Here is a 23,679-nt window from a genome sequence, read left to right as displayed (position 1 = left end):
CCGTCCGTTCACGCCCCGTACGCCGTCGCTCCGCCCGTTCACGCCCCGCCCTCCGTCACCGGCAGCTGCACCGCGAGCGCCGTGCCCCCGCCGGGCGCCGACTCCACCGTGAAGGTGCCGCCGAGCGCCCGCGCCCGGGCCCGCATCGACGGCAGCCCGAACCCGCCGTCCCCTCCGCTGCGCCCGGCGACCGCCGCCGGATCGAATCCGGCCCCGTCGTCGAACACGTCCAACGCCACCTCGCCCTCCATGTAGCTGAGCGTCACCTCGGCGTGCGAGGCGTGCGCGTGCCGGACGGTGTTGCCGAGCGCGGACTGCGCGATCCGCAGCAGCGCGACCTCCTGCGGCACCGGCAGCCGTACCGGGTCCCCGGAGACGTGCAGTTTCACCGGCAGGCCGCTGTGCGCCGCCGTGGTGGCGCACAGCCGTTCCAGCGCGACCGGCAGCGGGTCTCCGTCGAGCGCGGGCGGGGTGAGCGCGCGGACGAACCGCCGGGCCTCGTCCAGGTTGTCCTGGGCGGCCTGCCGGGCCTGCTCGACGTACCCGGAGGCCGCCTCGGTGCGTTCCGGCAGGGCCCGCTGGGCGGCCCGCAGCAGCAGCTGGATGGAGCTGAGGCTCTGCGCGAGGGTGTCGTGGATCTCCCGGGCGAGGCGCTCGCGTTCGGCGAGCACCCCGGCGGTGTGGTGGGCGGCCGCGGCGTCGGCGCGGGCGGCGGTGAGTTCGTCGATCAGCCGGCGGCGCTCCTCGCTCTCCCGGTACAGCGCCTGGTAGCCGAGCACGGTGGCGGTGGCGACGGCCGCGCCGAGCGCGGGTCCGATCGCGGCGGGCAGGCTGAAGGTGTGCTGGTGCCAGGACCAGGCCGCGATGGCGGTGGCGGCGGTCAGCCCGACGGCGGTGAGGCCGCCGCGCCGCCCGAGCAGGTGCAGTTCCAGGAAGTACAGCGGGAACGCCAGCCACACCCCGTCCTGGGTGGCGATCAGCACGCCCACCCAGGTGACGCCGAGCAGCGCCAGCCAGAGCGCGGCGGCCCGGCGCGAGCGGCGGACGGCGGCCAGCCGGGGGCCGACGGCGTACACGGCGGCCATCGCGGTGGCCGCGGCGGCGACGGGCACCGGGTCGCCGGCGCGGCCGACGGCGGCACGGGCGACGGCCAGGGCGAGCAGGCCCGCCACGAGCAGGTGCAGGCAGACCTGGAGGACGCGGGCGACGGGGGTGGTGCGGGATCGTTCGGTCGCCATCCGTCCAGCCTAGGTTCCGAACCGGGCCCCGGCATCAATCAAAAGGTTGAACTCCGCTTCTGCCCTTTGATGCCGAGGATGCAATCCGCGGTGCGATGCCCGCGGGGCCCCTTCTCCGGCACGGTGGAAGCGTCGGAAACACTCGTTCAGCAGGAAGGCCCACCGTGTTCGTCGCCTGGAGGGATCTGGGGTTCGCCAAGGGGCGGTTCGCCCTGATGGGGACCGTCATCGTGCTGATCACCGTACTGGTCGGCCTGCTGTCCGGACTGACCGCCGGACTCGGCCGGCAGAACATCTCCGCGATCACCGGCCTGCCCGCCGACCACCTGGTGTTCGGCGAGCCCGCCGACGGGCAGAAGCTATCCTTCACCGACTCCCAGGTCACCCCCGAGCAGTGGCAGGCCTGGGCGGCCGAGCCGGGCGTCACCTCCGCCCAGCCACTGGGCATCACCACCACCAAGGCCGCCGCCGGGACCCGCACCACGGCGCTGTCCGCCTTCGGCGTCCCGGACGGCTCCGCGCTGGCCCCGCAGGGCGCCCGGATCGCCCCCGGTCAGGCCGTCCTGTCGAAGACCGCCGCCAAGAACCTGGGCGGCCTCGCCCCCGGCGCCGACTTCACCCTGGCCGGGCACCGCCTCCGGGTCGCGGCCGTCGACGGCGACGCCGCGTACAGCCACACCCCGGTGATCTGGACCAGCCTCGCCGACTGGCAGCAGGCCGTCCCCGGCGGCACCGGCCACGCGACCGTCATCGCGCTCACCACCGCCAAGGGCGCCGATCTGGGCGGCGCCGACGCCCGCCACGGCACCGAGACCCGCACCCTCGACGACGCCCTCGCCGCGATCGGCTCCTACACCTCCGAGAACGGCTCGCTCCAGCTGATGCGCGGCTTCCTGTTCGCCATCTCGGCCCTGGTGATCGGCGCCTTCTTCACCGTCTGGACGATCCAGCGCAGCGGCGACATCGCGGTGCTGAAGGCGCTCGGCGCCTCCACCCGCTACCTGCTGCGCGACGCCCTCGGCCAGGCCGTCCTGCTGCTGGTGCTCGGCACCGCCGTCGGCACCGCGCTCGCGGCGGGCGTCGGGGCCCTGGTCGGCTCCACCGTGCCCTTCGTCCTGGACGCCCCGACCGTCCTGTTCCCCGCCGCCGTCATGATCGCGCTCGGCGCGGTCGGCGCGGGCCTGTCCATCCGCCGGATCACCTCCGTCGACCCGCTGACCGCCCTGGGGAGTGCCCGATGAGCCTCGTCCTCGACCGCATCACCCTCACCTACCCGGACGGCGACGGCCGGCTCACGGCGCTGGACGACGTGTCGCTGACCGTCCCCAAGGGCTCGATCACGGCCGTCGTCGGCCCGTCCGGCTCCGGCAAGTCCAGCCTGCTGGCGGTCGCCGCCACCCTGATCACCCCGGACTCCGGCCGGGTGGTGCTGGACGGCACCGACACCACCGGCCTCGGCCGCGCCGAACTGACCGCGCTGCGCCGCGCCCGGATCGGCATCGTCTTCCAGCAGGCCAACCTGCTGCCCTCGCTCACCGCCGTCGAACAGCTCCAGGTGATGGCCCACCTGGACGGCCGCTCCCCGCGCACCGCCCTCCCCCGGGCCCTGGACCTGCTGGCCGCCGTCGGCCTGCGCGACCAGGCCGCCCGCCGCCCGCACCAGCTCTCCGGCGGTCAGCGCCAGCGCGTCAACATCGCCCGCGCGCTGATGAACGACCCCACCGTCCTGCTGATCGACGAACCCACCAGCGCCCTCGACCACGAACGCGGCGCCGCCGTCCTCGACCTCATCACCGACCTCACCCACCGCCGCGCCACCGCCACCGTCCTGGTCACCCACGACCGCACCCACCTGACGGCCGTCGACCAGATCGCCGAAGTCCACGACGGCCGCCTGACAGTGCCCGCGGCTGCCTGAGCTACTTCTTCGCCGCCAGCACGTCGTCCACCGACAGCGTCACCGCCGCCCCGATCGACTCCGGCAGGGTGAACGACTGCCCCGGGTGGTGGACGGCGTGCACGCGGTACTCGCCGTCCTGCGGGTCAGTGAGCACCATGACCCGCTGGTTCGTCCGGTCCACGATCACGTAGACGGGTACTCCAGCGGCGGCATAGACGAAGGGCTTCCGCTTCAGGTCGTCGCTGAGGTTGGACGACGTGACCTCCAACACGAGCCGGAAGACCGCCGGGTCGTAACAGTTGTACTCGATCAAGTGGTCATCGATGTCGGCATCGACGATCGCCAGGTCGGGAACGGCGTAGTCCGACGGCCCGTCCGGCAACCAGATGCCAACGCCCTGAATGACGTCGACCTCATCCCCGTCGAGGCCGGCGGCGAACAGCACACGCATGAGGCGGCTCAGCGACTTGCCGTGCGAAGCATTCGGCGGCGGCGTCACGGTGATCTGGCTCCCGACGATCTCGACCCGGTGCCCGGCGAACTGGTTGGAGATCAGCTCGGCGACTTCGAGCAGCGTCGGCTGCTCGATGGGCTCTTCCACTGCTGCGGCGGACATGGATTTCCTCCTGGCTGCCGATGTCGAGAACATCATCGTAGGGCGCGAACGCATTCCGACGCCCGATCCCCAGTCTTCACCCGAACGGGCGGTTTAGCCCCGGCTAGCCCTACCGCGCCCGCAGCTTCAGCGCCGGGCGGGCCTCCTCCGCCGCCTCGTCCTGCCCCGCCCACAGCGAGCGGACGTGGCTGAGGTGGCGGGTCATACAGGCCTCGGCCGCCTCGGCGTCGCCGGCCAGCATGAGGTCGAGCAGTTCCAGGTGCTCCTCCGCCGAGGAGGTCAGCTCGCCGCGCTCGTCGAGCCGGTTGAGGCCGTACAGTCGCGAGCGCTTCCGCAGGTCGCTGACGACGTCGACCAGCCGGGCGTTGCCGGCCAGCCCCAGCAGGTCCAGGTGGAACTGCCGGTCGGCCTCCAGGTACCCGATGAGGTCGTGCTTGCGCGCGGCCGCGACGATCTCCTCGGCCTGCGGGCGCAGCCGCTCCAGCTGCTCCTTGGTCGCCGTGCGCGTCACCCGGCCGACGGTGGGGACCTCGATCAGGGCGCGGATCTCGGTGTAGTCGTCAAGGTCACGCTCGGTGAGCTCGGTGACCCGGAAGCCCTTGTTGCGGACGGCCTCGACGAGGCCTTCGCGGGCGAGGTCGAGCATGGCCTCGCGGACGGGGGTGGCGGAGACGCCGAAGTCGGCGGCGAGCGCGGGTGCGGAGTAGACGACGCCGGGGCGCAGTTCGCCGGAGATCAGGGCTGCCCGGAGCGCGTGGGCGACCTGGTCGCGAAGCCGCTCCTGTACGGAGATCAGGGTGCGGGGTTTGAGGTCGGCCATGGTGTTCCTCCGGGTGGGTGCAGAACACCAGCGTACAATGTCACGTTACGTTGAGTGCGCAACATTCCACGATTCGAACGGCCCCTCAGCACCCGAGGCCCCGGCCGAAACCCATGGTGGCAGCGGCCGCCGGCCGTGACAACGGCCGGCGGCGCACGACCTGTCGCCCGCCCTGCTCATACGGAGCCGGCCCGGCAGGGGATCCCTTCCCGCCGGGCCGACTCCCGCTTCGTAGCCCCCGACACCCGCCAGGAGCAACGGACTTGGGAATCGAGATCGCCCTGTACGACGACCACCCCAACAAGGGCGGCCGGTCCGTCCCGACCCTGCTGCACCTCTCGGTCGACCACGGCCCGGCCCTCGCCGCCGCCCTGGCCGCGCACGCCGGGCCGGCCGACCACCGGCCCGGACGGCTCGGCCGGATCGACCCGTACGGCGACACCCGGTTCAACGAGCAGGACGCCGGCGCCGCCTTCGAGGAGGCCACCGTCCTGCTCGCCCGCTGCACCACCGAGGAAGAGCGGGCGGCCGTCCGCGACCTGCGCAACCTGCTCGCCCACTGCGCCGCCACCCCGGGCAGCTGGCTCCACTTCCTCGGGGACTGAAGGTCAGCCTGCCCCGGTGCTCCGGTACACCTCCGCCGCGACCGCCAGGTCCTCCCACGCCATGCCGACGCTCTTGAAGAACCGCGGCCGCCCCGCCGGCACCAGCGCGTCGCCGCGCACCAGCTCGGCCAGGTTCCACACCTGTCGGCCGGTCACGCCCGCCATGATCAGGTCGCCGGCCTCGCGGGCCGCCACCGTCCGTGCCTCCACGTACAGTTCGGCCCGCTCGACCAGCGCCTCGTCCACCTCCCGCGCGTCCGGCTCGTGCGAGCCGACCGCCGCGACGGCGGCGTGCGCGGGCACCAGGGCGCCGTCGAACAGCGGCGTGCGCGCGGTGGTGCAGCAGACCACCAGGTCGGCCCCGGCGACCGCCCCCGGCTCGCCGACCCCGGCTGCCAGCCCGAGCCCCCGCCCGTACGCGGCCAGGGCCTCGGCCCGTCCGGCGTCCCGCGCCACCACGGTGAGCCGGGTCAGCGGCTGAACGGCCAGCAGCGCGTCCAGGTGCCCGTACGCCTGCGGCCCGGAGCCGAACAGCACCAGGTGTTCGGCGTCCGGCGCGGCCAGCCGGCGCAGCGCGACGGCGGTGACGGCGGGTGTGCGCAGCGCGGTGAGCGCGGCGCCGTCGAGCAGGGCGAGCGGCTGCAGGGTGGGCCCGTCGAGCAGCAGGTAGCTGCCGGTGATCCGGGGCAGTCCGCGCCCGGGGTTGGCGGGCGCGACCCCGGCGATCTTCACCCCGGCGTACGGGCCGGCGGCGGCCGGCATCATCAGCAGTTCGCCGGCCGGGACGGGGACGGCCGAGCGGGCCGGTGCCGACTCCGGGTCGAACCCGTCGAGCAGCACCCGCTCGATCGCCGCCACCGCAGCCGCGGGCCCGACCCCGCCGACGCCCGGCACGGCGTACTGGAGCGGCTCAGCCGCCGTACCGGGCGGCACAAGAGGCGACGCAGGAGGCGGCGCAGCAGGGTCCACAGGAGGGTTCGCGGGAGGGTTCGCGGGAGCGGTCACAGGAGGAACCCCGCGCCCAGGTCGTCGTCCGGTTCCAGGACGAACGCGTGCTCGCCGGTGCGGTGCGCGCTGCCGGTGACCTCGGTGACGACGCCGCCGTCCAGCGGGTCGCCGCCGGGCAGGACGCGGCCGGTGAAGACCGTCCCGATGACGGACTCGTGCCGCAGCTCCTCCCCCGGCGCGAGCCGGCCCTCGGCGGCGAGGACGGCGAGCCGGGCGGAGGTCCCGGAGCCGCAGGGTGAGCGGTCGATCTGCCCGTCCGCGAAGACGGTGACGTTCCGTTGGTTCAACACGCCGTCCTCCGAGACGAGTTCGTCGAACAGGATGACCCCGTACACCCCCGACAGCAGCGGGTCGCTCGGGTGCGCCACCGCCGCCGCGCCGGCCAGCAGCTCCCTGATCTCCCGCCCGGCGGCGGTGAGTTCGGGCAGTTGCGCGGGCTCGACCGCGAGGCCGAGGGCGGCCGCCGGCACCGAGGCGTAGCAGGCGCCCGCGTGCGCCACCGCGACCTCCACGGTGCCCCGTGAAGTGGCCAGCGGCAACTTCAGAGCGGCGACCCGGGTGGGCACGTTGCGGAAGGTGACGCCGGTGGTCCGCCCGCCGGCCCGGTGCACCAGCGCGGTGACCCGGCCGGACGGCACGTCGATCCGCACTCGGGCCACGCCGTCGGCGGGGGCCGCGACCCGCCCGGAGTCCACCGCCCAGGCGCCGAGCGCGATGGTGCCGTGCCCGCAGGCCGTCGAGTAGCCGTCCTTGTGCCAGAACAGCACCCCGAAGTGCGCCTCGTCGTCGTCCGGCGGTACCAGGAACCCGCCGTACATCCCGGCGTGTCCGCGCGGTTCGCGGCTGAGCAGCTGCCGGGCGTCGTCCAGCGCGCTCGGCCGGGGCGCGGTCGCGCTGCCGCCGGCGCCGAGGGCGATGGCCCGCCGTTCGGCGACGCTGTCGCCGGGGATCGCGGGCACGCCGTCCAGCACGATCCGGAACGGCTCGCCGGCCGCGTGGTAGTCGACGGTGCGGACGGGCATCACGCGCCACCGCCCGGCAGGACGCTGACGGTGCGGCTGACGGTGTAGAAGTCCAGCGCCGCCTGGCCCTGCTCGCGCTCGCCGTGGCTCGCGCCCTTGGCACCGCCGAACGGCAGGTGGAAGTCGACGCCGCTGGACGGCGCGTTGACCCGGATCATGCCCGCGTCCAGCCGGTCGGCAGCGGCGAGCGCCACGTCCAGGCTGCGGGTGTGCACCGAGGTGGCGAGGCTGTGCGGGGTGTCGTTGGCGAGCGCGATCGCCTCGTCGAGGTCGGCCGCGGCGTGCAGCAGCGCGATCGGGCCGAAGAACTCCTCGCGGGCCAGCGGGTGTTCGGCCGGCACGTCGGTGAGCAGGGCCGGTTCGACGTACCAGCCGTCCCGCTCGGGTGCCCGGCCGCCGGTGAGCAGGGTGGCCCCGGCGGCGACGGCCGAGTCGACGGCGGCCGTCAGCCGGTCCCGGGCGGCGGCGTTGATGACCGGCCCGCAGGCCGCGTCGTCGACCAGTTCCAACGCCTTGACCAGGGCGTCGCGCAGCGGCTCGTACGCGGCGCCGACCGCGATCACCCGGCTGGTGGCGGTGCACTTCTGCCCCGCGTACCCGGCGATGGCGGCGGCGAGGTGGGCGGCGGCCTGCGCGAGGTCGGCGTCCGGCAGCACCAGCGCGGCGTTCAGCCCGCCGAGTTCGGCCTGCACCGGCACGCCGCGCTCGGTGGCGGCCCGCACCACGGCCCGACCGACGCCGGTCGAGCCGGTGAAGGAGACCACGTCGGCCGTGTCGACCAGCGCCGCGCCCTCCTCGGCGCCGCCCGGCAGCACGGTGAACACGTCCTCCGGCAGCCCGGCCCCGGCGGCCAGTTCGGCCAGCCGCAGCGCGCAGGCGGTCGCCTCGGGCGCCGGCTTGAGCACCGCGGTGTTGCCGACCGCCAACGCCGGCGCGGCCTTCCAGGTGGGGATCGCCAGCGGGAAGTTCCACGGCGCGATCAGCCCGGCGACGCCGTACGGGCGGCGCCGGGTGAGCAGCAGCCCGGGCCCGGCGGCGGTCTCGTGCACCGCCCCGGACGGCGCGAACGGCGCCTGCGCGTAGTAGCGCCAGATCGCCGCGGTGCGAGCGACCTCGCCGCGCGCCTCGGCGAGCGGCTTGCCGACCTCGCGCACGATCAGCCCGGCCAGCTCGTCCGCGTGCGCCTCGACCGCTTCGGCGATCCGGCCGAGCGCCGCGGACCGGGCGCCCGCGCCGGCCGCGAGCCAGCCGGGCTGGGCTGCCCGGGCCCGGGCGACGGCGGCCCGGACGGCTTCGGCGCCGGGTTCCTCCACGGCGACGACGAGGTCCGCGGGGTCGGCGGGGTTGTACGAGGTGATGGTCACGACCAGCAGCCCTTCGAAGGTGGTTCAGCGGACGTCGGAGCGGGCCCCTCCCCCAGAGGCCGGCTCCTCTTTCAAACAGCTCTACAACAGGAACCCGGCCGGGAACGGGTCGCGCGGGTCGAGGAAGTACTGGGCGGTGCCGGTGACCCAGGCCCGCCCGGTGACGGTGGGCACCACGGCGGCCAGACCGGCCACCTCGGTCTCCTCGACCAGGCGCCCGATGAAGGTCGTCCCGATGAAGGAGTCGTTGCGGAAGTCGCGCCCCAGCGGCAGTTCGCCGCGCGCGTGCAGCTGCGCCATCCGGGCCGAGGTGCCGGTGCCGCAGGGCGAGCGGTCGAACCACCCGGGGTGGATGGCCATCGCGTGCCGGGAGTGCTCGGCGGTGGAGCCGGGGGCGAGCAGCTGGACGTGGTGGCAGCCGTGGATGGACGGGTCCTCCGGGTGCACCGGGCGGTCGGGGCTCGCGTTGATGGCGGCCATCAGGGCCAGTCCGGCCTCCAGGATGTCCTGCTTGCGCTCGCGCTCGAAGGGCAGCCCGAACTCGGCGAGCGGCAGGACGGCGTAGAAGTTGCCGCCGTACGCCAGGTCGTAGCCGATCGTGCCGTACCCGGGCACCTCGATCTTGGCGTCCAGCGCGGCCGAGTAGGACGGCACGTTGCGGATGGTCACCGCGGTGGCGGCGCCGTCCTCGACCCGCACCTCGGCGATCACCAGCCCGGCGGGCGTGTCCAGCCGCACCGTGGTGACCGGCTCGACCACCGGCACCATGCCGGTCTCGACCAGCACGGTGGCGACGCCGATGGTGCCGTGCCCGCACATCGGCAGCAGGCCGGAGACCTCGATGTAGAGCACGCCGAAGTCGGCGTCCGGCCGGGTCGGCGGCTGGAGGATGGCTCCGCTCATCGCGGCGTGGCCGCGCGGCTCGTACATCAGCAGGGTGCGGAAGTGGTCCAGGTGCTGCTGGAAGTGCACCCGGCGCTCGGCCATGGTGGCGCCGGGAATGACGCCGAAGCCGCCGGTGATGACCCGGGTCGGCATGCCCTCGGTGTGCGAGTCGACGGCGTGGAACACGTGACGGCTGCGCATGGCTCTGACGACTCCCGTCGGAGTGGGCGTACGGAGGAGCTGACCGTACGCGGGATCGGGTGGGTGGGGCCGGGCCGGCTGCCCCCTCAGCCGGCCTGGTGACGAAGTCTCCCGGTTACGCCAGGCCCTCGGCCAGCGCCTTCTCGGTGGCCGCGCGGACGGCCGCCTCGATGTCCGGGGTCAGCGGCTGCCGCGGCGGGCGGACCGGGCCGCCGGCGCGCCCGGCGATGTCCATGGACAGCTTGATGGCCTGGACGAACTCGGTCTTGGAGTCCCAGCGCAGCAGCGAGTGCAGCGACTTGTACAGCGGCAGCGCGGTGTCCAGCTCCTGCGCCACGGCGGCCCGGTACAGCGCGACGCTGGCCTCCGGCAGGGCGTTCGGGTAGCCGGCGATCCAGCCGACCGCGCCGGCCAGCGCCAGTTCCAGCAGCACGTCGTCGGCGCCGATCAGCAGGTCCAGCCCGGGGGCCAGTTCGGCGATCTCGTAGGCCCGGCGGACGTCGCCGCTGAACTCCTTGACCGCGACGATCGAGCCCTCGCCGTGCAGTTGGGCGAGCAGCGCGGGGACGAGGTCGACCTTGGTGTCGATCGGGTTGTTGTACGCGACGACGGGCAGTCCGGCCTTGGCCACGTCGGCGTAGTGCGCCCGGACGGACGCGTGGTCGGCCCGGAAGGCGTTCGGCGGCAGCAGGAGCACGGAGCCGGCGCCGGCCTCGGCGGCCTGCTCGGCCCAGCGGCGGGACTCGGCGCTGCCGTAGGCGGCCACGCCGGGCATCACCCGGGAGCCGTCGCCGGCCGCCTCGACGGCCACCTCGACGACGCGGGCGCGCTCCTCGGCGGTGAGCGTCTGGTACTCGCCCAGCGAGCCGTTGGGGACGACGCCGTCACAGCCGGACTCGATCAGCCAGCGGACGTGCTCGGCGTACGCGTCGTAGTCGACGGAGAGGTCCGGGCGCAGCGGGATCGTGGTGGCGACCATGATGCCGCGCCAGGGCCGGGCGGTGTCGTGTGGGGTGTTGGGCACGATGAGCTCCTTGGTGAGGTGTGACATTTTATTAGAAGAGATGGGCCGGAGACAAGAGTCCCCGGCCCGCATGTTCGACGGACCTCAGGCCGTATCGGCGTCCTCACCGGACGACCCGGACGACCCGGACGGCCCGGACGGCCCGGCCGCCAGCTGCGACAACGGCACCGGGCAGGCCAGCGGCCGCCGGTCCGGCACCGGCTCACCCGAGCCGGCCAGGCAGGCCACGGCCGGACCGCACATCCGGCCCTGGCACCAGCCCATCCCGGCCCGGGTGAGCAGCTTGACGGTGCGCGGATCGCCCGCGCCCAGCTCGTCCACGGCCTCCCGGATCGCCGAGACCGGCACCTCCTCGCACCGGCAGACGTCGGTGTCCGGGCGCAGCCAGCCGGTCCAGCCGGGGCCGGGCCGGTGGGCCGCGGCCATCAGGTCGGCGAAGTTCCGCAGCCGGGCCCGGCTGCGCAACAGTGCGGGCTTCGGCACCCGGTCGGCCACGGCGTGCGCGGCCAGTTCGCCCTCCACGATCGCGAGGTCCGCGCCGCCGACGCCGTTGGTCTCCCCCGCCGACCAGAGGCCGGGCACGGTGGTGCGCAGCCGGGCGTCGACCCGGAGCCCGACGGCGCCGTCCGGGGCGGTCCTGGTGGCCGCGCCCAGTTCGGTGGCCAGGTCGATCTGCGGGAGTAGCCCGTGGCCCACGGCGACGGCGTCGCAGGCGATCCGGCGTTCGGTGCCGGGCACCGGCCGCCAGTCGGCGTCCAGCCGGGCCACCGTGACGGCGGTGACCCGCTCGGTCCCGTGCGCCTCGACGACGGCACTGCGCGGGCGCAGCCGTACGCCGTGCCGCAGCAGCGTGCTCCCGTGCCCGGCGCCCTCGACGAGCTTGGCGGGGACGGCCGCCAGGGCGCCGGGGCGCCGGGCGTAGCCGAGGTAGTCGGTGGCCTCGACGACCGCGGGCACCTCGGCCCCGGCGGTGACCAGCGAGGACGCCGCCGCGAGCAGCAGCGGCCCGCTGCCGGCCACCACGATCCGCCTCCCGGGCAGCACCAGCCCGGCCTTGAGCATCGCCTGCGCGCCGCCCGCGGTGACCACCCCGGGCAGGGTCCAGCCGGGGAACGGCAGCTGGCGCTCGTACGCACCGGTGGCGAGCAGCACGGACGCGGCCGGGACGGTGGCCCGGTCGGTGGCCTCCGGGCCGCGCGTGACGTGTACGGCGAAGCCGTCGCCGGTCCGCTCCAGCGCCCACACCTGGTGGCCGCCGAGGAAGCGGACCCGCCCGGCCCGCTCGTGCGCGGCGAGCCGGTCGGCCAGTCCGGTGTAGACGGACCAGCCGTGGTGGAGCCGGTCCGGGCGGGCGGCGCCGAGGCCGGGGGCGGGGTGCCGGTAGTACTGCCCGCCGGTGCTGTGGCCGGCGTCCAGCAGGACGCAGCGCAGCCCGAGGTCGGCGGCGGTCACGGCGGCCGCGAGCCCGGCCGGGCCGGCGCCGATCACCGCGAGGTCGGGGCGTCGGGCCGCTTCGGCGGCGGCCCGGTCAGACGGCGAGGTCGGCACGGCCGTGGCCCTCCTGGGTGGTGACGGTGGTGCCGGGTTCGGCGGGGAGCAGGCAGGTGCGCTGGTTGGGGCGGCCGTCGACGGTGGCCAGGCAGTCGAAGCAGGCGCCGATGCCGCAGAACACCCCCCGCGGCCGGCCGCCGACCCGGGTGGTGCGCCAGGCGAGCACGCCGTCGGCCCAGAGCGCGGCGGCGATCGACTGTCCGGGCAGGGCCGGGACGGGTCGGCCGTCGAACTCGATGTGGTGGGCGGGGCCGGGTTCGGCCCGGACCAGGTCGGCGGGGGTGCGGCGCATCGGCGGCTTCTCCGTTCCGGGGTTGGTCGACGGACGAGGGCGGTCTACACGACAGGGGCGGTCGACACGGCGGGGGCGGTCGACGAACGAGCGTGGTCGGCAGGCGGACAGCGGTGGTCGAGGAGCCCGGGCTCAGGCCCCGGCGTCCGACGGGAAGCGGTCCGGGCGGAACGGCGCGAGGTCCAGTTCCGGCTGCTTGCCGGTCAGTTGCTCGCTGATCAGCAGGCCGGTCGCCGGAGCCAACCCGATGCCGGCGCCCTCGTGCCCGCAGGCGTGGTAGAGCCCGGGCACCCTGGGGTCCTCGCCGATGGCGGGCAGGTGGTCCGGCAGGTACGGACGGAAGCCCCGGTAGGTGCGCATCACGGTGACGTCCGCGAGCACCGGGAAGAGCGCCGCGGCCTGGGCGGCGAGCCGCCGCAGTACCTCCTGGGAGAGGGTGCGGTCGAAGCCGACCCGTTCGCGGCTGGCGCCGATCAGCACGGGCCCGCCGGGGGTGCCCTCGACCACGGCGGAGGTCTGGAGCCCGGCCGAGCCGCTGGCGACGTCGGCGACGTAGTCGGCGGCGTAGACCTTGTGCCGGACGATCCGCGGCAGCGGCTCGGTGACCAGGACGAAGCCGCGGCGGGGCATCACCGGCAGGTGCACCCCGGCCAGCCCGGCCAGTTCGCCGCCCCAGGTGCCGGTCGCGTTGACGACGGCGGGGGCGTCGAGTCGGCGGCGGTCGGTCCGCACCCCGCGCACGGCGCCGTCCGGCCCCCGGTGCACGGCGGTCACGGTCTCGCCGGTGATCAGCTCGGCGCCCATCCGGCGGGCCTCGCGCAGCAGGTGGGCGGCGGCGAGGGCGGGCTGGACCTGGGCGTCCTGCGGGTAGTGGAAGCCGCCGGCGAGGCCGGGGGCGAGGTGCGGCTCCAGCTCGTGCAGCCGCTCGGCGGGGATCTCCTCGGCGGTGACGCCGGCGGCGGCCTGGCCGACGGCGAAGGCCCGCAGGGCGTCCTGCCCGGCCGGGGTGGAGGCGATCACCACGCCGCCCTTGGGCTCGTACTCGACGGCCGCGCCGAGGTGTTCGGCGAGGTCGTGCCAGAGCCGGGTGCTGAGCAGGGCGAGGTCGAGTTCGGGCCCGGGCTCCTTGTCGGAGACCAGCAGGTTGCCCTCGCCGGCGCCGGTGGTGCCGCCGGCCACCGGCCCGCGGTCGACGACGGCGACGGTGAGCCCGGCGCGGGCCGCGTAGTAGGCGCAGGCGGCGCCGACCACGCCGGCGCCGACCACGACGACATCCAGGGGAGGTCTCTGGGTCTTGAGCACGTCAGTAATATGTCACATGCCATCCACCCTGCCAAGACCACCCGCCGAATCCCGCACCGGGCCGGAGCAGCACAAAAGCCCGGGCTCACCGGGCCGGAGCAGCGCAAAGGCCCCGGCCCACCGCGTCGGGCGGCGGGCCGGGGCCTCAGGGTGCGCTACCGGCTCAGGTGATGTCGTCGATCTGCTCGTGACGGGCCGCCGGCACCGGGGCGCCCGCCGTCGGCGCGGCCGAGGCCTGGACCATCTCCGTACCGGCCACCGGCTGCACCGAGAGGTCCAGCTCCGAGGCCTCCTCGTCGCTCAGTCCGGCATCGGGGTCGCGGCGCTCCTTGCGCCTGTCGTTGAAGATCGCGATGCCCACCGCGAGGAAGTACAGCGCCCAGATCGGCGCGGCCAGCGTGAGCATGCTCACCGGATCGGCGCTCGGGGTGGCGAAGGCGGCGAAGACCGTGATGCCCATGACCATGCCGCGCCACCAGCCGAGCAGCCGCTTGCCGGTGACCATGCCGACCATGTTCATCATCACCAGCAGCAGCGGGAACTCGAAGGCCAGGCCGAAGACCAGCACCATCCGGGTGGCGATGTCGAGGTAGTCCTCGGGCGGCAGGATCGGCGTGGTCTTGTCCGGGGTGAACGAGATCAGCACGTCGACGGTGGTCGGCAGCACCAGGATGGCGCAGCCCACGCCGGCCAGGAAGAGCGGCGCCCCGCACAGCATGAAGATGACGGCGTACTTCTTCTCGTGCCGGTGCAGACCGGGTGCCACGAAGGCCCAGACCTGGTAGAGCCAGACCGGCACGGTCGCGACCACACCGGCCGTCAGTGACACCTTGAGCATCCAGGTGAAACCGGCGGTCAGACCGATGTTGGAGACCTGGGCGCACTTGCCCTTGAAGTGGTCGGCAGTCTCCACGGTGCAGCGCGGCAGCGGCTCCAGCAGGAAGTTCTCGATCTGCCTGTGGTAGATCGCCGCCACGATGGTGATCAGCACGATCGCCAGGACCGACTTGACCACGCGGTTGCGCAGTTCCCGCAGGTGGTCGGTGAGGGCCATCCGCCCCTCAGGATCCTTGGACGCCTTCGACGCCTTGGAGAGCTTGCTCAACCCCGGTCCTCAACTCGTGCGTCGAGACCCGCCGGTCGACGGGCCTCCGTGGTCGCGTTCGTCACGTGCGCCGCACTCAGTGCGGGCGGTCGCCGTCGGCCGCGGACGGCCCGGCGGCGGGCTCGGCCACCGGGCGGGCGGTGCCCGAGGCACCCGGAGCGGCCTGGATGGTCCTGGCCGCGGTCGTCGCCGAACCGCCGTCGACCCGGGGCGCCGGAGGCGGCGTCGCGGCGGCGTCCTCCTCGGCGCCGTCCGAGCGCATGGCCTTGGCCTCGCTCTTCAGGATCCGCATCGACTGCCCGAGCGAGCGAGCCAGGTCGGGCAGCCGCTTGGCGCCGAACAGCAGGACGGCGAAAATCACGACCACCACGATCGCGGTCATCGAGATGCGCATTGCGCGACCACCTTCACTCATGGCGACCCGTCGGGCCCCCCGCCGCGGATGGTAACCGCTGCGGATGACGCCACGACGACGGCCGCCCGAACAGGACAGCGGCCCCGGTTCGCAGTTCAGGAGCCATCTGCAGGAGCCATCTGAGAGCGTAACCCGCCCCCGCCTCCCCGCAGCAGCCCCCGTACCACCGACGGCCCTCCTGTGCTACCGAACGGGCGCTACCGGACAGGCGCTACCGGACGGCCTGCCCGGCGGGCGCCACCGGAAGGGCGCCACGGACGGCCCTACCGAGCCGGTACGGCCTCCGCCAGCTCCCCCGCCGCCTCGGCCAGCGCCCGCGAGGCCGCGTCCACGCCCTTGGCCAGCGCCCGCACGTCCAGCCAGAGCCGGATCGCGAGCACCCCGAGGACCAGCAGGCCCGCGGTGGCGAGCAGGACGGCGGCGACGAGCATCCAGGACATGCGCCCCACCCTATCGGGCCCGGCCCCCCGGCCTGGTCCGGAGGAGAGCGCCCGCTACCCCTCGGCCGGGACGAGCCGCATGGTGCGCACCCCGGCCCCGACGAGCGCCGCGACGATCTTCTCCCCGGCCGGCTTGCGCACCGCCGCCCCGCAGAGCGGGCAGCCGAAGCTGTAGTGCGCCTGGGCCGGGGTGCGACCGAGGGTCAGCCGGAACTCCTCCGCCGGGAGCTCGACCTTCTCCCGGCACTCGGAGCAGTACACCTTGAATCTGGTCCCGGGCTCCACCGATCAGACCCGCCCCTCCCCGTCGGCGACGGTCTGCTCCCCGTAAGCGGCCAGCGCCTCCAGGGCGGCCGCGCGGGCCTGCCCGGCCAGCCCGGGCGGCGAGACGATCCGGCCGTCCCGGCCCAGCCGCAGCGCCAGCGGGCGCAGCTGGGAGGGATCGGCGCTGCGCAGGGTGATCCGCAGCCCGCCGTCGGGCAGTTCCTCGGCCCGGTCGTGGGTGTAGTACTCGGCCACCCAGCGCCCGCCGGAGGTGACCTCGACGACCACCTCGGGGTCGTCCGCGGACGGGTTGACCAGCCCGCCGCTCAGGTCGCGCGGCTCGCGCCGCGGCGGGTCGGCGGGGACGTCCAGCACCCGGATCTCGGCGACCCGGTCCAACCGGAACATCCGGTGGTCCTCGGAGGTGCGGCACCAGGCCTCGAGGTAGGTGTGGCCCTCGGTGAGCAGCCGGATCGGGTCGACCTCGCGCTCGGTCATCCCGCCGCGCCCGTGCGAGTAGTAGCGCAGCCACAGGCGGCGCCCCTCGCTGAGCGCGCGGTCGATGTCGGCGAACACGTGGCCCTCCGCCTCGAAGGTCACGCCGACCCGGGCGCTGCCGGCGGCGCTCTCGCCCGCCGCGTTCTCGATCTTGACGACGGCCCGGGTGAGCGCCTCCCGGTCGCCGGCCCGCAGGCCGGGCAGCCCGGCCACCGCACGGGCGGCGACCAGCAGCGCGGTGGCCTCGTCGGCGGCGAGGCGCAGCGGCTGGGCCACGTCGTCGACGTTGTGCCACCAGATCCGCTCGCCGTCGGTGTCGATGTCGAGCAGGTCGCCGCCGCGGAAGCTGGTGCCGCACATCGGCAGCACGTTGAGGTCCCCGATCAGCTCGCGCTCGGAGATCCCGAACGCGCGGGCCACCTCGGCCACCTCGGCGCCGGGGCGCTCGCGCAGGTAGGTGACCAGCGACAGCATCCGCCGCGTCTGGTCGATCGCGTTGCTCACGCCTGAACCCCTCCGCTTCCGTTCACCACGTCCAGCCCGGCCACGGCCCGCAGCCGGTCGATCACGTCGGCCCGCAGCTCCTCGGGCCCGAGCACCAGCACGTCCGGCCCGAACTCGGCGAGGTCGGCGCCCAGCCCGTTGCCGTACGGGATCTCCAGCTCGTCCCAGCCGTCGTCCACCCGCGCGCTGCTCAGCGCCTTGGTGCGCAGCGGGAAGCCCGCTCCCCGGCGGACCCGGACGGTGGCGGTGGCGGTGGCGCCCTCGCCCGCGAACTTGGCGACGGTCGCGCGGACGTCGACGTGCTCGGGCACGGTGCCGAGGAAGGCGCCGGTCCTGGCCCGGACCTTGCCGGTGATCCGGCTGAGCCGGAACACCCGGGCGTCGCCGCGGTCGCGGTCCCACCCGGCCAGGTACCAGTGCCCGCGCCAGCACTCCAGCGCCCACGGCTCGACGGTGCGCAGCTCGCCGGCGGCGGCGCCGGCCTTGCGGTACTCGAAGCCGACCGGACGGCGGTCCCGGGCGGCGGTGAGCAGCGGCTCGAACGCGGCCTCCCGGGCGGGGATGCGCGGCTCCAGGGCGGTCCGGCCCTCGGGCTCGGCGAACGGCACCCCGGCGGCGCGCAGCTTCTGCAGCGCGCCGCTGGCCGCGCCGGACATCTTGGCCTGCTGCCAGACCCGGGCGGCCAGGGTCAGCGCGGCCGCCTCCTCGGCGTCCAGCGCGATCTCGGGCAGCCGGTTGCGGTCGGCGCGGGCCAGGTAGCCGAGCTCGCCGTCCAGGGCGCTCTCGTCGACGTCGATCACCAGGCCGAGTTCGCGCAGGTCGTCCTTGTCCCGCTCGAACATCCGGTTGAAGGCGTCCTCGCTGCTGTTCTGCCAGGCCTCGCGGTACGCCTCGATGGATTCCCGCAGCTCCTTCTTGGAGAGCGGACGTCTGGTGTTCATCAGGCACAGGGCGAGATTCATCAGCCGCTCTGCCTTGGCGATCGCCATCGCTGACCCTTCCGGTGTGCCGCGCCGTGCGCGGGGTGCGCCAACCGGGCGATCACCACCCGGCGGGACCGACCGTACCGGTAGCGGTACGCACGGCAAAAGCGGCCTCCCGAAACGCCCGTGGGCCGGGCCCCCGGAGGGGTCCGGCCCACGGCCGCGGCAGGCTCAGACGCCCAGCAGGTCGACCACGAAGATCAGGGTCGAGCCCGCCGGGATCAGCGGGGTCGGCGACTGGTTGCCGTACGCCAGGTGCGACGGGATGGTCAGCTCGCGGCGACCGCCGACCTTCATGCCGACGACGCCCTGGTCCCAGCCCTTGATGACGCGGCCGCCGCCCAGCGGGAAGCGGAACTCGTTCGGGGTCCGGTTCCAGCTCGCATCGAACTCCTCGCCGGTCTCGAAGGTCACGCCGACGTAGCGGACCTTGACGTTGTGGCCCGGCTTGGCCTCCTCGCCGTCACCGACGACGATGTCGCGGATCTGCAGGTCCGCCGGGGCGTCGCCGATCGGGAAGTCGATCTCGGGCTTCTCGTTGAGGTTGACGCTCACAGTCCCTCTTCTCACGTTTCGCATTGCAGTCACGACCAAGCGGCGGGCGCCCGCACCCCCGGTCCGTTCCCGGACCACGGTACGGGCGCCCACCGCCCGGGGTGGTCCGGCCACGCGGCCGGACCTGAAGGTCACACGCACACCATTGTCACCCGAAAGTGGATCAGCCCTGACCGGCGTCCAGGATGTCCACCACGAAGACCAGCGGCGCGCCAGGCGGGATGTCGCCCTGGCCCTTGTCGCCGTAGGCCAGCGCGGCCGGGATCACCAGCTCCACCCGGCTGCCGACGGTCTGGCCCACCAGCCCCTGGTCCCAGCCCTGGATGACCTGGCCACCGCCGACCGGGAAGGAGAACGCCTGGCCCTTGCTGAGCGAGGAGTCGAACATCTTGCCGTCCTTGAACAGCGCGCCGGTGTACTGGACGACGACCTTCTCGCCCTTCTCCACCGCCGGCCCGGTGCCCTTGATCAGGACGTGCGACTTCAGCTCGGTCGGGTCCTTCGCGCCGGCCACCGGGGTGATCTCGGCCGGCTTCTTGCCGTTGTCCTTGACCTGCGGGAAGTCCGCGGGCGGCGGCGTGACGGTGCCGCTCACCACGGCGTCGGGCGCGTTGGCGTTGCGGATGTCGATCACGAAGATCAGGTCGTCCTTCGCCCCGATCGACATGTCGGCCTTGCCCTGGGAGCCGAACGCGGCGGCCGGCGGGGCCACCACGAGGACCCGGCTGCCGGCCTTCTTCCCGACCACGGCCTGGTCCAGCGCCGGGATCAGCGCGTCGGTGCCGGCCTGGAAGATCTGCGGCTTGCCGTTGTTGTCGTACGAGCTCGGGATGTCCTTGCCGGTGGTCCAGTCCTTGGCGGTGTAGTCCACCGAGGTCCAGGAGTTCTTGTCCACCTTGGGACCGGTGCCCTCGGTCAGCACCTTCACCACGAAGGAGCCGTCGGAGGCCTCGCCCGGCACCTGGATCTCGGCCTTCTTGCCGAAGTCACCGGTGACGGTGGGCAGCACCTTGGCGCTGTCCTTGATCGGCGGCACCGGGTCGGCGGTCGGCGTGGGCGGCGCGCTCTTGGCGGCGTCCGGCTTGGCGGCGGTGTCCGACTTGCCGTCCTTGTTCACCAGGTACAGCGTCACGGCACTGCCGGCCAGCAGCACGGCCAGCACCGTGCCGAGGATCACGCCCAGCCGGCCCACCCCGGGCGGGTTCTCGTCGTACCCGGCCTCCGAGGTGTCGCCCCGACGCACGGTGGAGGCGAAGATCTGCGGGGTGTCGTCCGTCTTGGTCCCGCCCGAGGCGCGCGGCTGCTCGCCGGGCTGCGCCCAGCCGGCCTGCTGCTTCAGGATCGACGGCGGGACGACGATCGACTCGCCGTCCCCCGGGAGCGGGCCGCCGGGACGCGAGGCGGCCGGGTCACCCGCAGAGCTGTCGTTCGCCGCGGTGCCGGCCCCGCCCGGGCTCGGCGTCTTCTCAGTCATGACTCCCCATCCATCTCGCCACGAGGTCTTCCAGGTCTGCGACCGGCGTGCTGACTGCCGGTCTGCCGTCGCACCGTCCGCCCCGGACCTCGACGCCGGGCGGCGCCTGCCACAGTGCGAGGGCAGTATGACAGCTCAGGATGAGGGCGGACGCTTCGTTGTACGAGCGTCCGCCCAAGCGTACGGAATCCCAGGGGGGACTTCCTAGAGCGTGTCCGCCCTAAACCGCTTCCCTGAGCCGCTTCCCTAAACCGCTTCCAGAACGTCGATCACGAAGACCAGCGTCGAGTTGGGCGGCACCGAGCCCTGCGCCTGGTCCTTGTAGCCGAGCCCGGGCGGCACCACGAGCAGGATCCGGCTGCCGACGGTCTGGCCGACCAGCGCCTTGTCCCAGCCCTCGATCACGCTGCCGGTGCCGATCTGCACCGCCTGCGCGCCCCCGTGCGTCCAGGAGGAGTCGAACTGCTGGCCGTTGTTCCAGAGCACCCCGGTGTACTGCACCACCAGGGTCTGCCCGCTCTTGACCTGCTTGCCCTCGCCCTTGATCAGCACCGCCTGCTCCAGGTCGGTGGGCGCGGCCTGCCCGGTCGGCACGGTGATCGTCACCGGGGCCTTGCCGTTGTCCTTGACCTGCGGCATCGTCGCCGGCGGCGGGGTCATGGCGCCGGTCAGCGTGGAGTCCTGCGGCAGGCTCTCCATGATGTCCAGGACGAACACCACGGTGTCGCCCTTGTTGACGCCGAGCTGGGTGCTGCCCTGCTCGCCGAAGGCCGCCGCCGGCGGGGCGACCACCAGCAGCCGGCTGCCGACCTTCTTGCCGATCACGCTCTGGTCCAGCGCCGGCACGAGCTGTCCGCTGCCGGCCTGGTAGAGCTGCGGCTTCCCGCTCGGGTCGTACGAGCTGGGCAGGTCCTTGCCGGTGGTCCAGTCCTTCGCCGTGTAGTTGACCGTCACCCAGTCGCCCTTGTTGACCGTCGACCGCTCGCCCTCGCTGACGGTGTTCACCACGAACTGGCCGCCGGGCTGGCCCTCCGGGAGGGTGATGGTGGCCTTGCTGCCGAAACCGCCCTCCGAGAGCGTGGGCATCGGCGACGCCTCGCCGACCGGTGCGGGCACCGTCGGAGGCGCGCTCGCCGCGGACGGAGTCGCCGGGCCGGCCGCCTTGGGCGAACTGCTGCAGGCGACCGCCAGCAGCAGGGGCAGGGTGAGTAGCAAACCGGCGGTGCGGCGCACGGTGGTCCTAACTGTCGATCGAGGTCGGCTCTCCTGACTTCGACGGACAGCGTATGCCCGGACGGCGTCCGGCCCCGGTAGACACCACCGGGGCCGGACACCGCCTTGATCACAAACCTGGGATCCCCTGCGGGGCTCACATCCCGGCGATCAGCTTCTCCACCCGCTCGTCCACCGAGCGGAACGGGTCCTTGCAGAGCACCGTGCGCTGCGCCTGGTCGTTCAGCTTCAGGTGCACCCAGTCCACCGTGAAGTCCCGGCGCTGCTCCTGCGCCCGGCGGATGAAGTCCCCGCGCAGCCGGGCCCGGGTGGTCTGCGGCGGGATGGACTTGGCCTCGAAGGTCTTGAGGTCGGTGGTCACCCGCTTCGCCTGGCCCTTGCCCTGGAGCAGGTAGAACAGGCCGCGCCGGCGGTGGATGTCGTGGTACGCCAGGTCGATCTGGGCCACCCGCGGGTTGGACATGCTCATCTGGTGCTTCTCGCGGTAGCGCTCGATGAGCTTGTACTTCATGATCCAGTCGATCTCGGTGGCCACCTCGTCCAGGTTCTCGGTGCGGACGGCCTCCAGGGTCCGGCCCCACAGTTCGAGCACCCGGCCGATGGTGCCGGTGTTGATGCCCTTGCGGTCGGCGAACTCCAGCGCCTTGGTGTAGTACTCCTCCTGGATGTCCAGCGCGCTGGCCTCGCGCCCGTTGGCGAGCCGCACCTGGTGGGTGCCGGTGAGGTCGTGGCTGACCTCGCGGATCGCCCGGATCGGGTTCTCCAGGGTGAGGTCGCGCATCACCACGCCGGCCTCGATCAGCCGCAGCACCAGGTCGGTGGCGCCGACCTTGAGCAGCGTCGTGGTCTCCGACATGTTGGAGTCGCCGACGATCACGTGCAGCCGGCGGTAGCGCTCGGCGTCCGCGTGCGGCTCGTCGCGGGTGTTGATGATCGGGCGGGAGCGGGTGGTGGCGGAGCTGACGCCCTCCCAGATGTGCTCGGCGCGCTGGCTGACGCAGTAGACCGCGCCGCGCGGGGTCTGCAGCACCTTGCCGGCGCCGCAGATCAGCTGGCGGGTCACCAGGAAGGGGATCAGCACGTCGGCCAGCCGGGAGAACTCGCCGTGCCGGGCCACCAGGTAGTTCTCGTGGCAGCCGTAGGAGTTGCCGGCCGAGTCGGTGTTGTTCTTGAACAGGTAGACGTCCCCCGCGATGCCCTCCTCGTGCAGCCGCCGCTCGGCGTCGACCAGGAGCCCTTCGAGGATCCGCTCGCCCGCCTTGTCGTGCGTCACCAGCTCGACCACGTCGTCGCACTCGGGGGTGGCGTACTCGGGGTGGGAGCCGACGTCGAGGTACAGCCGGGCGCCGTTGCGCAGGAAGACGTTGCTGCTGCGGCCCCAGGAGACGACCCGGCGGAACAAGTACCGCGCCACCTCGTCCGGCGACAGCCTGCGCTGCCCGCGGAACGTGCAGGTCACGCCGTACTCGTTCTCCAGCCCGAAAATCCGGCGGTCCATGAGCACTCCATTCTGTGTCGGAGCTGTCCGAAACCGCCTCCACGACGACTGGGCCGCCGCAGGGGCACCGGAGTCCCGTACGGCCTCCGTCCGGCCGCCGTACGGGACTCCGCAGGCACTGCTACTCCGGCGCGGTGTCCGCCGGGTCGTCCTCGTCGTCCGACTCGGCGGACTGGTCGCCGTCGAGCAGCCGGGCGAGCTGGTTGCCCAGGATGCGCTTGAACTTGCGCTGCTGGAACCGCTGGCGGTCGAGGACGGCCACCTCCAGCTGCTCCGGGGTGAGGGCGCGCGGGCTGCCGCCGTTGGGGTCGCGGGCGAGCGAGTCCACGGCGGCCCGGACCACCTCGGTGAGGCTCATCCCGGCCCGGTGGCGCTGGCCCAGGTAGTTGCCGATCGAGTCGGCGTTGCCGCCGACCACGACGTAGTTCTTCTCGTCGACGATCGAGCCGTCCGGGGTGAGGCGGTAGATCTGGTCCTCGTCCGCGGTGCGGCCGACCTCGGCCACGATCAGCTCGACCTCGTAGGGCTTCTCGCCGACCGAGGAGAAGATGGTGCCGAGCGTCTGGGCGTAGACGTTGGCCAGGCCCCGGGCGGTGACGTCGGCCCGGTCGTAGGAGTAGCCGCGCAGGTCGGCGTAGCGGACGCCGCCGATGCGCAGGTTCTCGAACTCGTTGTAGCGGCCGACCGCCGCGAAGGCGATCTTGTCGTAGATCTCGGAGACCTTGTGAAGCGCTCTGGAGGTGTTCTCCGCGACGAAGACGATGCCGTCGGCGTAGGTGAGCACGACCACGCTGCGGCCGCGCGCGATGCCCTTGCGGGCGTACTCCGCGCGGTCCGCCATGGCCTGCTGGGGCGAGACGTAGAACGGTGTCGACACCGGCG

The 23,679-nt window shown here is 73.7% G+C and carries 25 protein-coding genes; 3 read left to right on the top strand and 22 right to left on the bottom strand.

What is annotated here, in order from left to right; all coding sequences use genetic code 11:
* Positions 1-38 precede the first annotated feature (38 nt).
* Positions 39-1,238, bottom strand: a complete 1,200-nt coding sequence (locus ACIOGZ_RS17060) for a sensor histidine kinase (protein WP_400986323.1) — start codon at positions 1,236-1,238, stop codon at positions 39-41.
* 164 nt (positions 1,239-1,402) lie between these two features.
* Between ACIOGZ_RS17060 and ACIOGZ_RS17055 the strand changes: the two genes are divergently transcribed.
* Both ACIOGZ_RS17055 and ACIOGZ_RS17050 read left to right on the top strand, forming a co-directional pair.
* Positions 1,403-2,479 carry an ABC transporter permease gene (locus ACIOGZ_RS17055; RefSeq protein WP_400986321.1) on the top strand — a complete coding sequence of 359 codons (1,077 nt, stop codon included), beginning with the start codon at positions 1,403-1,405 and terminating at the stop codon, positions 2,477-2,479.
* A complete protein-coding gene (locus ACIOGZ_RS17050; RefSeq protein ID WP_400803716.1) occupies positions 2,476-3,156 on the top strand; it encodes an ABC transporter ATP-binding protein in 681 nt (226 codons plus the stop codon). The genes ACIOGZ_RS17055 and ACIOGZ_RS17050 overlap by 4 nt, the downstream gene beginning before the upstream one ends.
* A gap of 1 nt (position 3,157) precedes the next feature.
* On the opposite strand, the gene ACIOGZ_RS17045 is transcribed toward ACIOGZ_RS17050, so the two are convergent.
* Positions 3,158-3,754, bottom strand: a complete 597-nt coding sequence (locus ACIOGZ_RS17045) for a Uma2 family endonuclease (protein WP_363583869.1) — start codon at positions 3,752-3,754, stop codon at positions 3,158-3,160.
* Positions 3,755-3,863: 109 nt separating this feature from the next.
* Positions 3,864-4,574 (bottom strand): GntR family transcriptional regulator, encoded by a 711-nt coding sequence (locus ACIOGZ_RS17040; RefSeq protein WP_063346897.1) that lies wholly within the window; start codon positions 4,572-4,574, stop codon positions 3,864-3,866.
* A gap of 263 nt (positions 4,575-4,837) precedes the next feature.
* Between ACIOGZ_RS17040 and ACIOGZ_RS17035 the strand changes: the two genes are divergently transcribed.
* Entirely contained in the window at positions 4,838-5,179 is a 342-nt protein-coding gene (locus ACIOGZ_RS17035) for a hypothetical protein (RefSeq protein ID WP_400329720.1), read from the top strand.
* Between the two features lie 3 nt (positions 5,180-5,182).
* Here the strand turns inward: ACIOGZ_RS17035 and ACIOGZ_RS17030 are convergent, their stop codons facing one another.
* From ACIOGZ_RS17030 to prcA, 19 genes are all read right to left on the bottom strand, one after another.
* Positions 5,183-6,112, bottom strand: coding sequence for an ornithine cyclodeaminase family protein (locus ACIOGZ_RS17030; RefSeq protein WP_400803723.1), 930 nt, complete (start codon positions 6,110-6,112; stop codon positions 5,183-5,185).
* 68 nt (positions 6,113-6,180) lie between these two features.
* Positions 6,181-7,209: a proline racemase family protein gene (locus ACIOGZ_RS17025; protein WP_363583874.1), complete on the bottom strand. Its 1,029-nt coding sequence runs from the start codon at positions 7,207-7,209 to the stop codon at positions 6,181-6,183.
* Complete coding sequence (locus ACIOGZ_RS17020) at positions 7,209-8,579, bottom strand: aldehyde dehydrogenase family protein (RefSeq protein WP_363583966.1); 1,371 nt, start codon at positions 8,577-8,579, stop codon at positions 7,209-7,211. Before ACIOGZ_RS17020 ends, ACIOGZ_RS17025 begins: the two co-directional genes overlap by 1 nt.
* A gap of 75 nt (positions 8,580-8,654) precedes the next feature.
* Positions 8,655-9,659 (bottom strand): proline racemase family protein, encoded by a 1,005-nt coding sequence (locus ACIOGZ_RS17015; protein WP_363627445.1) that lies wholly within the window; start codon positions 9,657-9,659, stop codon positions 8,655-8,657.
* Between the two features lie 115 nt (positions 9,660-9,774).
* Positions 9,775-10,638, bottom strand: a complete 864-nt coding sequence (locus ACIOGZ_RS17010) for a dihydrodipicolinate synthase family protein (RefSeq protein WP_363627538.1) — start codon at positions 10,636-10,638, stop codon at positions 9,775-9,777.
* A gap of 129 nt (positions 10,639-10,767) precedes the next feature.
* Positions 10,768-12,231, bottom strand: coding sequence for an NAD(P)/FAD-dependent oxidoreductase (locus ACIOGZ_RS17005; protein WP_400986319.1), 1,464 nt, complete (start codon positions 12,229-12,231; stop codon positions 10,768-10,770).
* On the bottom strand, positions 12,212-12,526 hold the full coding sequence (locus ACIOGZ_RS17000) for a (2Fe-2S)-binding protein (RefSeq protein WP_363583882.1): 315 nt from the start codon (positions 12,524-12,526) through the stop codon (positions 12,212-12,214). Before ACIOGZ_RS17000 ends, ACIOGZ_RS17005 begins: the two co-directional genes overlap by 20 nt.
* 132 nt (positions 12,527-12,658) lie before the next feature.
* Positions 12,659-13,828, bottom strand: a complete 1,170-nt coding sequence (locus ACIOGZ_RS16995; protein WP_363583884.1) for an FAD-dependent oxidoreductase — start codon at positions 13,826-13,828, stop codon at positions 12,659-12,661.
* Positions 13,829-13,991: 163 nt separating this feature from the next.
* Positions 13,992-14,933 carry a twin-arginine translocase subunit TatC gene (tatC, locus tag ACIOGZ_RS16990; RefSeq protein ID WP_363618122.1) on the bottom strand — a complete coding sequence of 314 codons (942 nt, stop codon included), beginning with the start codon at positions 14,931-14,933 and terminating at the stop codon, positions 13,992-13,994.
* A gap of 76 nt (positions 14,934-15,009) precedes the next feature.
* A complete protein-coding gene (gene tatA, locus ACIOGZ_RS16985) occupies positions 15,010-15,327 on the bottom strand; it encodes a Sec-independent protein translocase subunit TatA (protein WP_363583888.1) in 318 nt (105 codons plus the stop codon).
* A gap of 284 nt (positions 15,328-15,611) precedes the next feature.
* Positions 15,612-15,788: a hypothetical protein gene (locus ACIOGZ_RS16980; protein WP_360230298.1), complete on the bottom strand. Its 177-nt coding sequence runs from the start codon at positions 15,786-15,788 to the stop codon at positions 15,612-15,614.
* A 54-nt stretch (positions 15,789-15,842) separates the two neighbouring features.
* Positions 15,843-16,073: a hypothetical protein gene (locus ACIOGZ_RS16975; protein ID WP_063346907.1), complete on the bottom strand. Its 231-nt coding sequence runs from the start codon at positions 16,071-16,073 to the stop codon at positions 15,843-15,845.
* A 3-nt stretch (positions 16,074-16,076) separates the two neighbouring features.
* A complete protein-coding gene (locus ACIOGZ_RS16970) occupies positions 16,077-17,024 on the bottom strand; it encodes a WYL domain-containing protein (RefSeq protein WP_363618486.1) in 948 nt (315 codons plus the stop codon).
* Between the two features lie 26 nt (positions 17,025-17,050).
* Complete coding sequence (locus ACIOGZ_RS16965) at positions 17,051-18,043, bottom strand: WYL domain-containing protein (RefSeq protein ID WP_350877984.1); 993 nt, start codon at positions 18,041-18,043, stop codon at positions 17,051-17,053.
* Between the two features lie 165 nt (positions 18,044-18,208).
* Positions 18,209-18,616, bottom strand: coding sequence for an FKBP-type peptidyl-prolyl cis-trans isomerase (locus ACIOGZ_RS16960; RefSeq protein ID WP_400329704.1), 408 nt, complete (start codon positions 18,614-18,616; stop codon positions 18,209-18,211).
* A gap of 139 nt (positions 18,617-18,755) precedes the next feature.
* The gene (locus ACIOGZ_RS16955) at positions 18,756-20,066 is read right to left on the bottom strand and encodes an FKBP-type peptidyl-prolyl cis-trans isomerase (RefSeq protein ID WP_363583894.1); all 1,311 of its coding nucleotides are present in this window, start codon (positions 20,064-20,066) and stop codon (positions 18,756-18,758) included.
* Between the two features lie 246 nt (positions 20,067-20,312).
* Complete coding sequence (locus ACIOGZ_RS16950; RefSeq protein WP_363583896.1) at positions 20,313-21,299, bottom strand: FKBP-type peptidyl-prolyl cis-trans isomerase; 987 nt, start codon at positions 21,297-21,299, stop codon at positions 20,313-20,315.
* Between the two features lie 136 nt (positions 21,300-21,435).
* Positions 21,436-22,797, bottom strand: a complete 1,362-nt coding sequence (gene pafA, locus ACIOGZ_RS16945; protein ID WP_363618116.1) for a Pup--protein ligase — start codon at positions 22,795-22,797, stop codon at positions 21,436-21,438.
* A gap of 121 nt (positions 22,798-22,918) precedes the next feature.
* Positions 22,919-23,674: a proteasome subunit alpha gene (prcA, locus tag ACIOGZ_RS16940; RefSeq protein WP_363583900.1), complete on the bottom strand. Its 756-nt coding sequence runs from the start codon at positions 23,672-23,674 to the stop codon at positions 22,919-22,921.
* Positions 23,675-23,679: the final 5 nt, after the last annotated feature.

It is taken from the genome of Kitasatospora sp. NPDC088160 (assembly GCF_044741445.1).
In the GTDB taxonomy this organism is placed as follows: domain Bacteria; phylum Actinomycetota; class Actinomycetes; order Streptomycetales; family Streptomycetaceae; genus Kitasatospora.
Note: the sequence above shows the minus strand (reverse complement) of the source record. Positions and strands in the feature narration are given on the sequence as shown.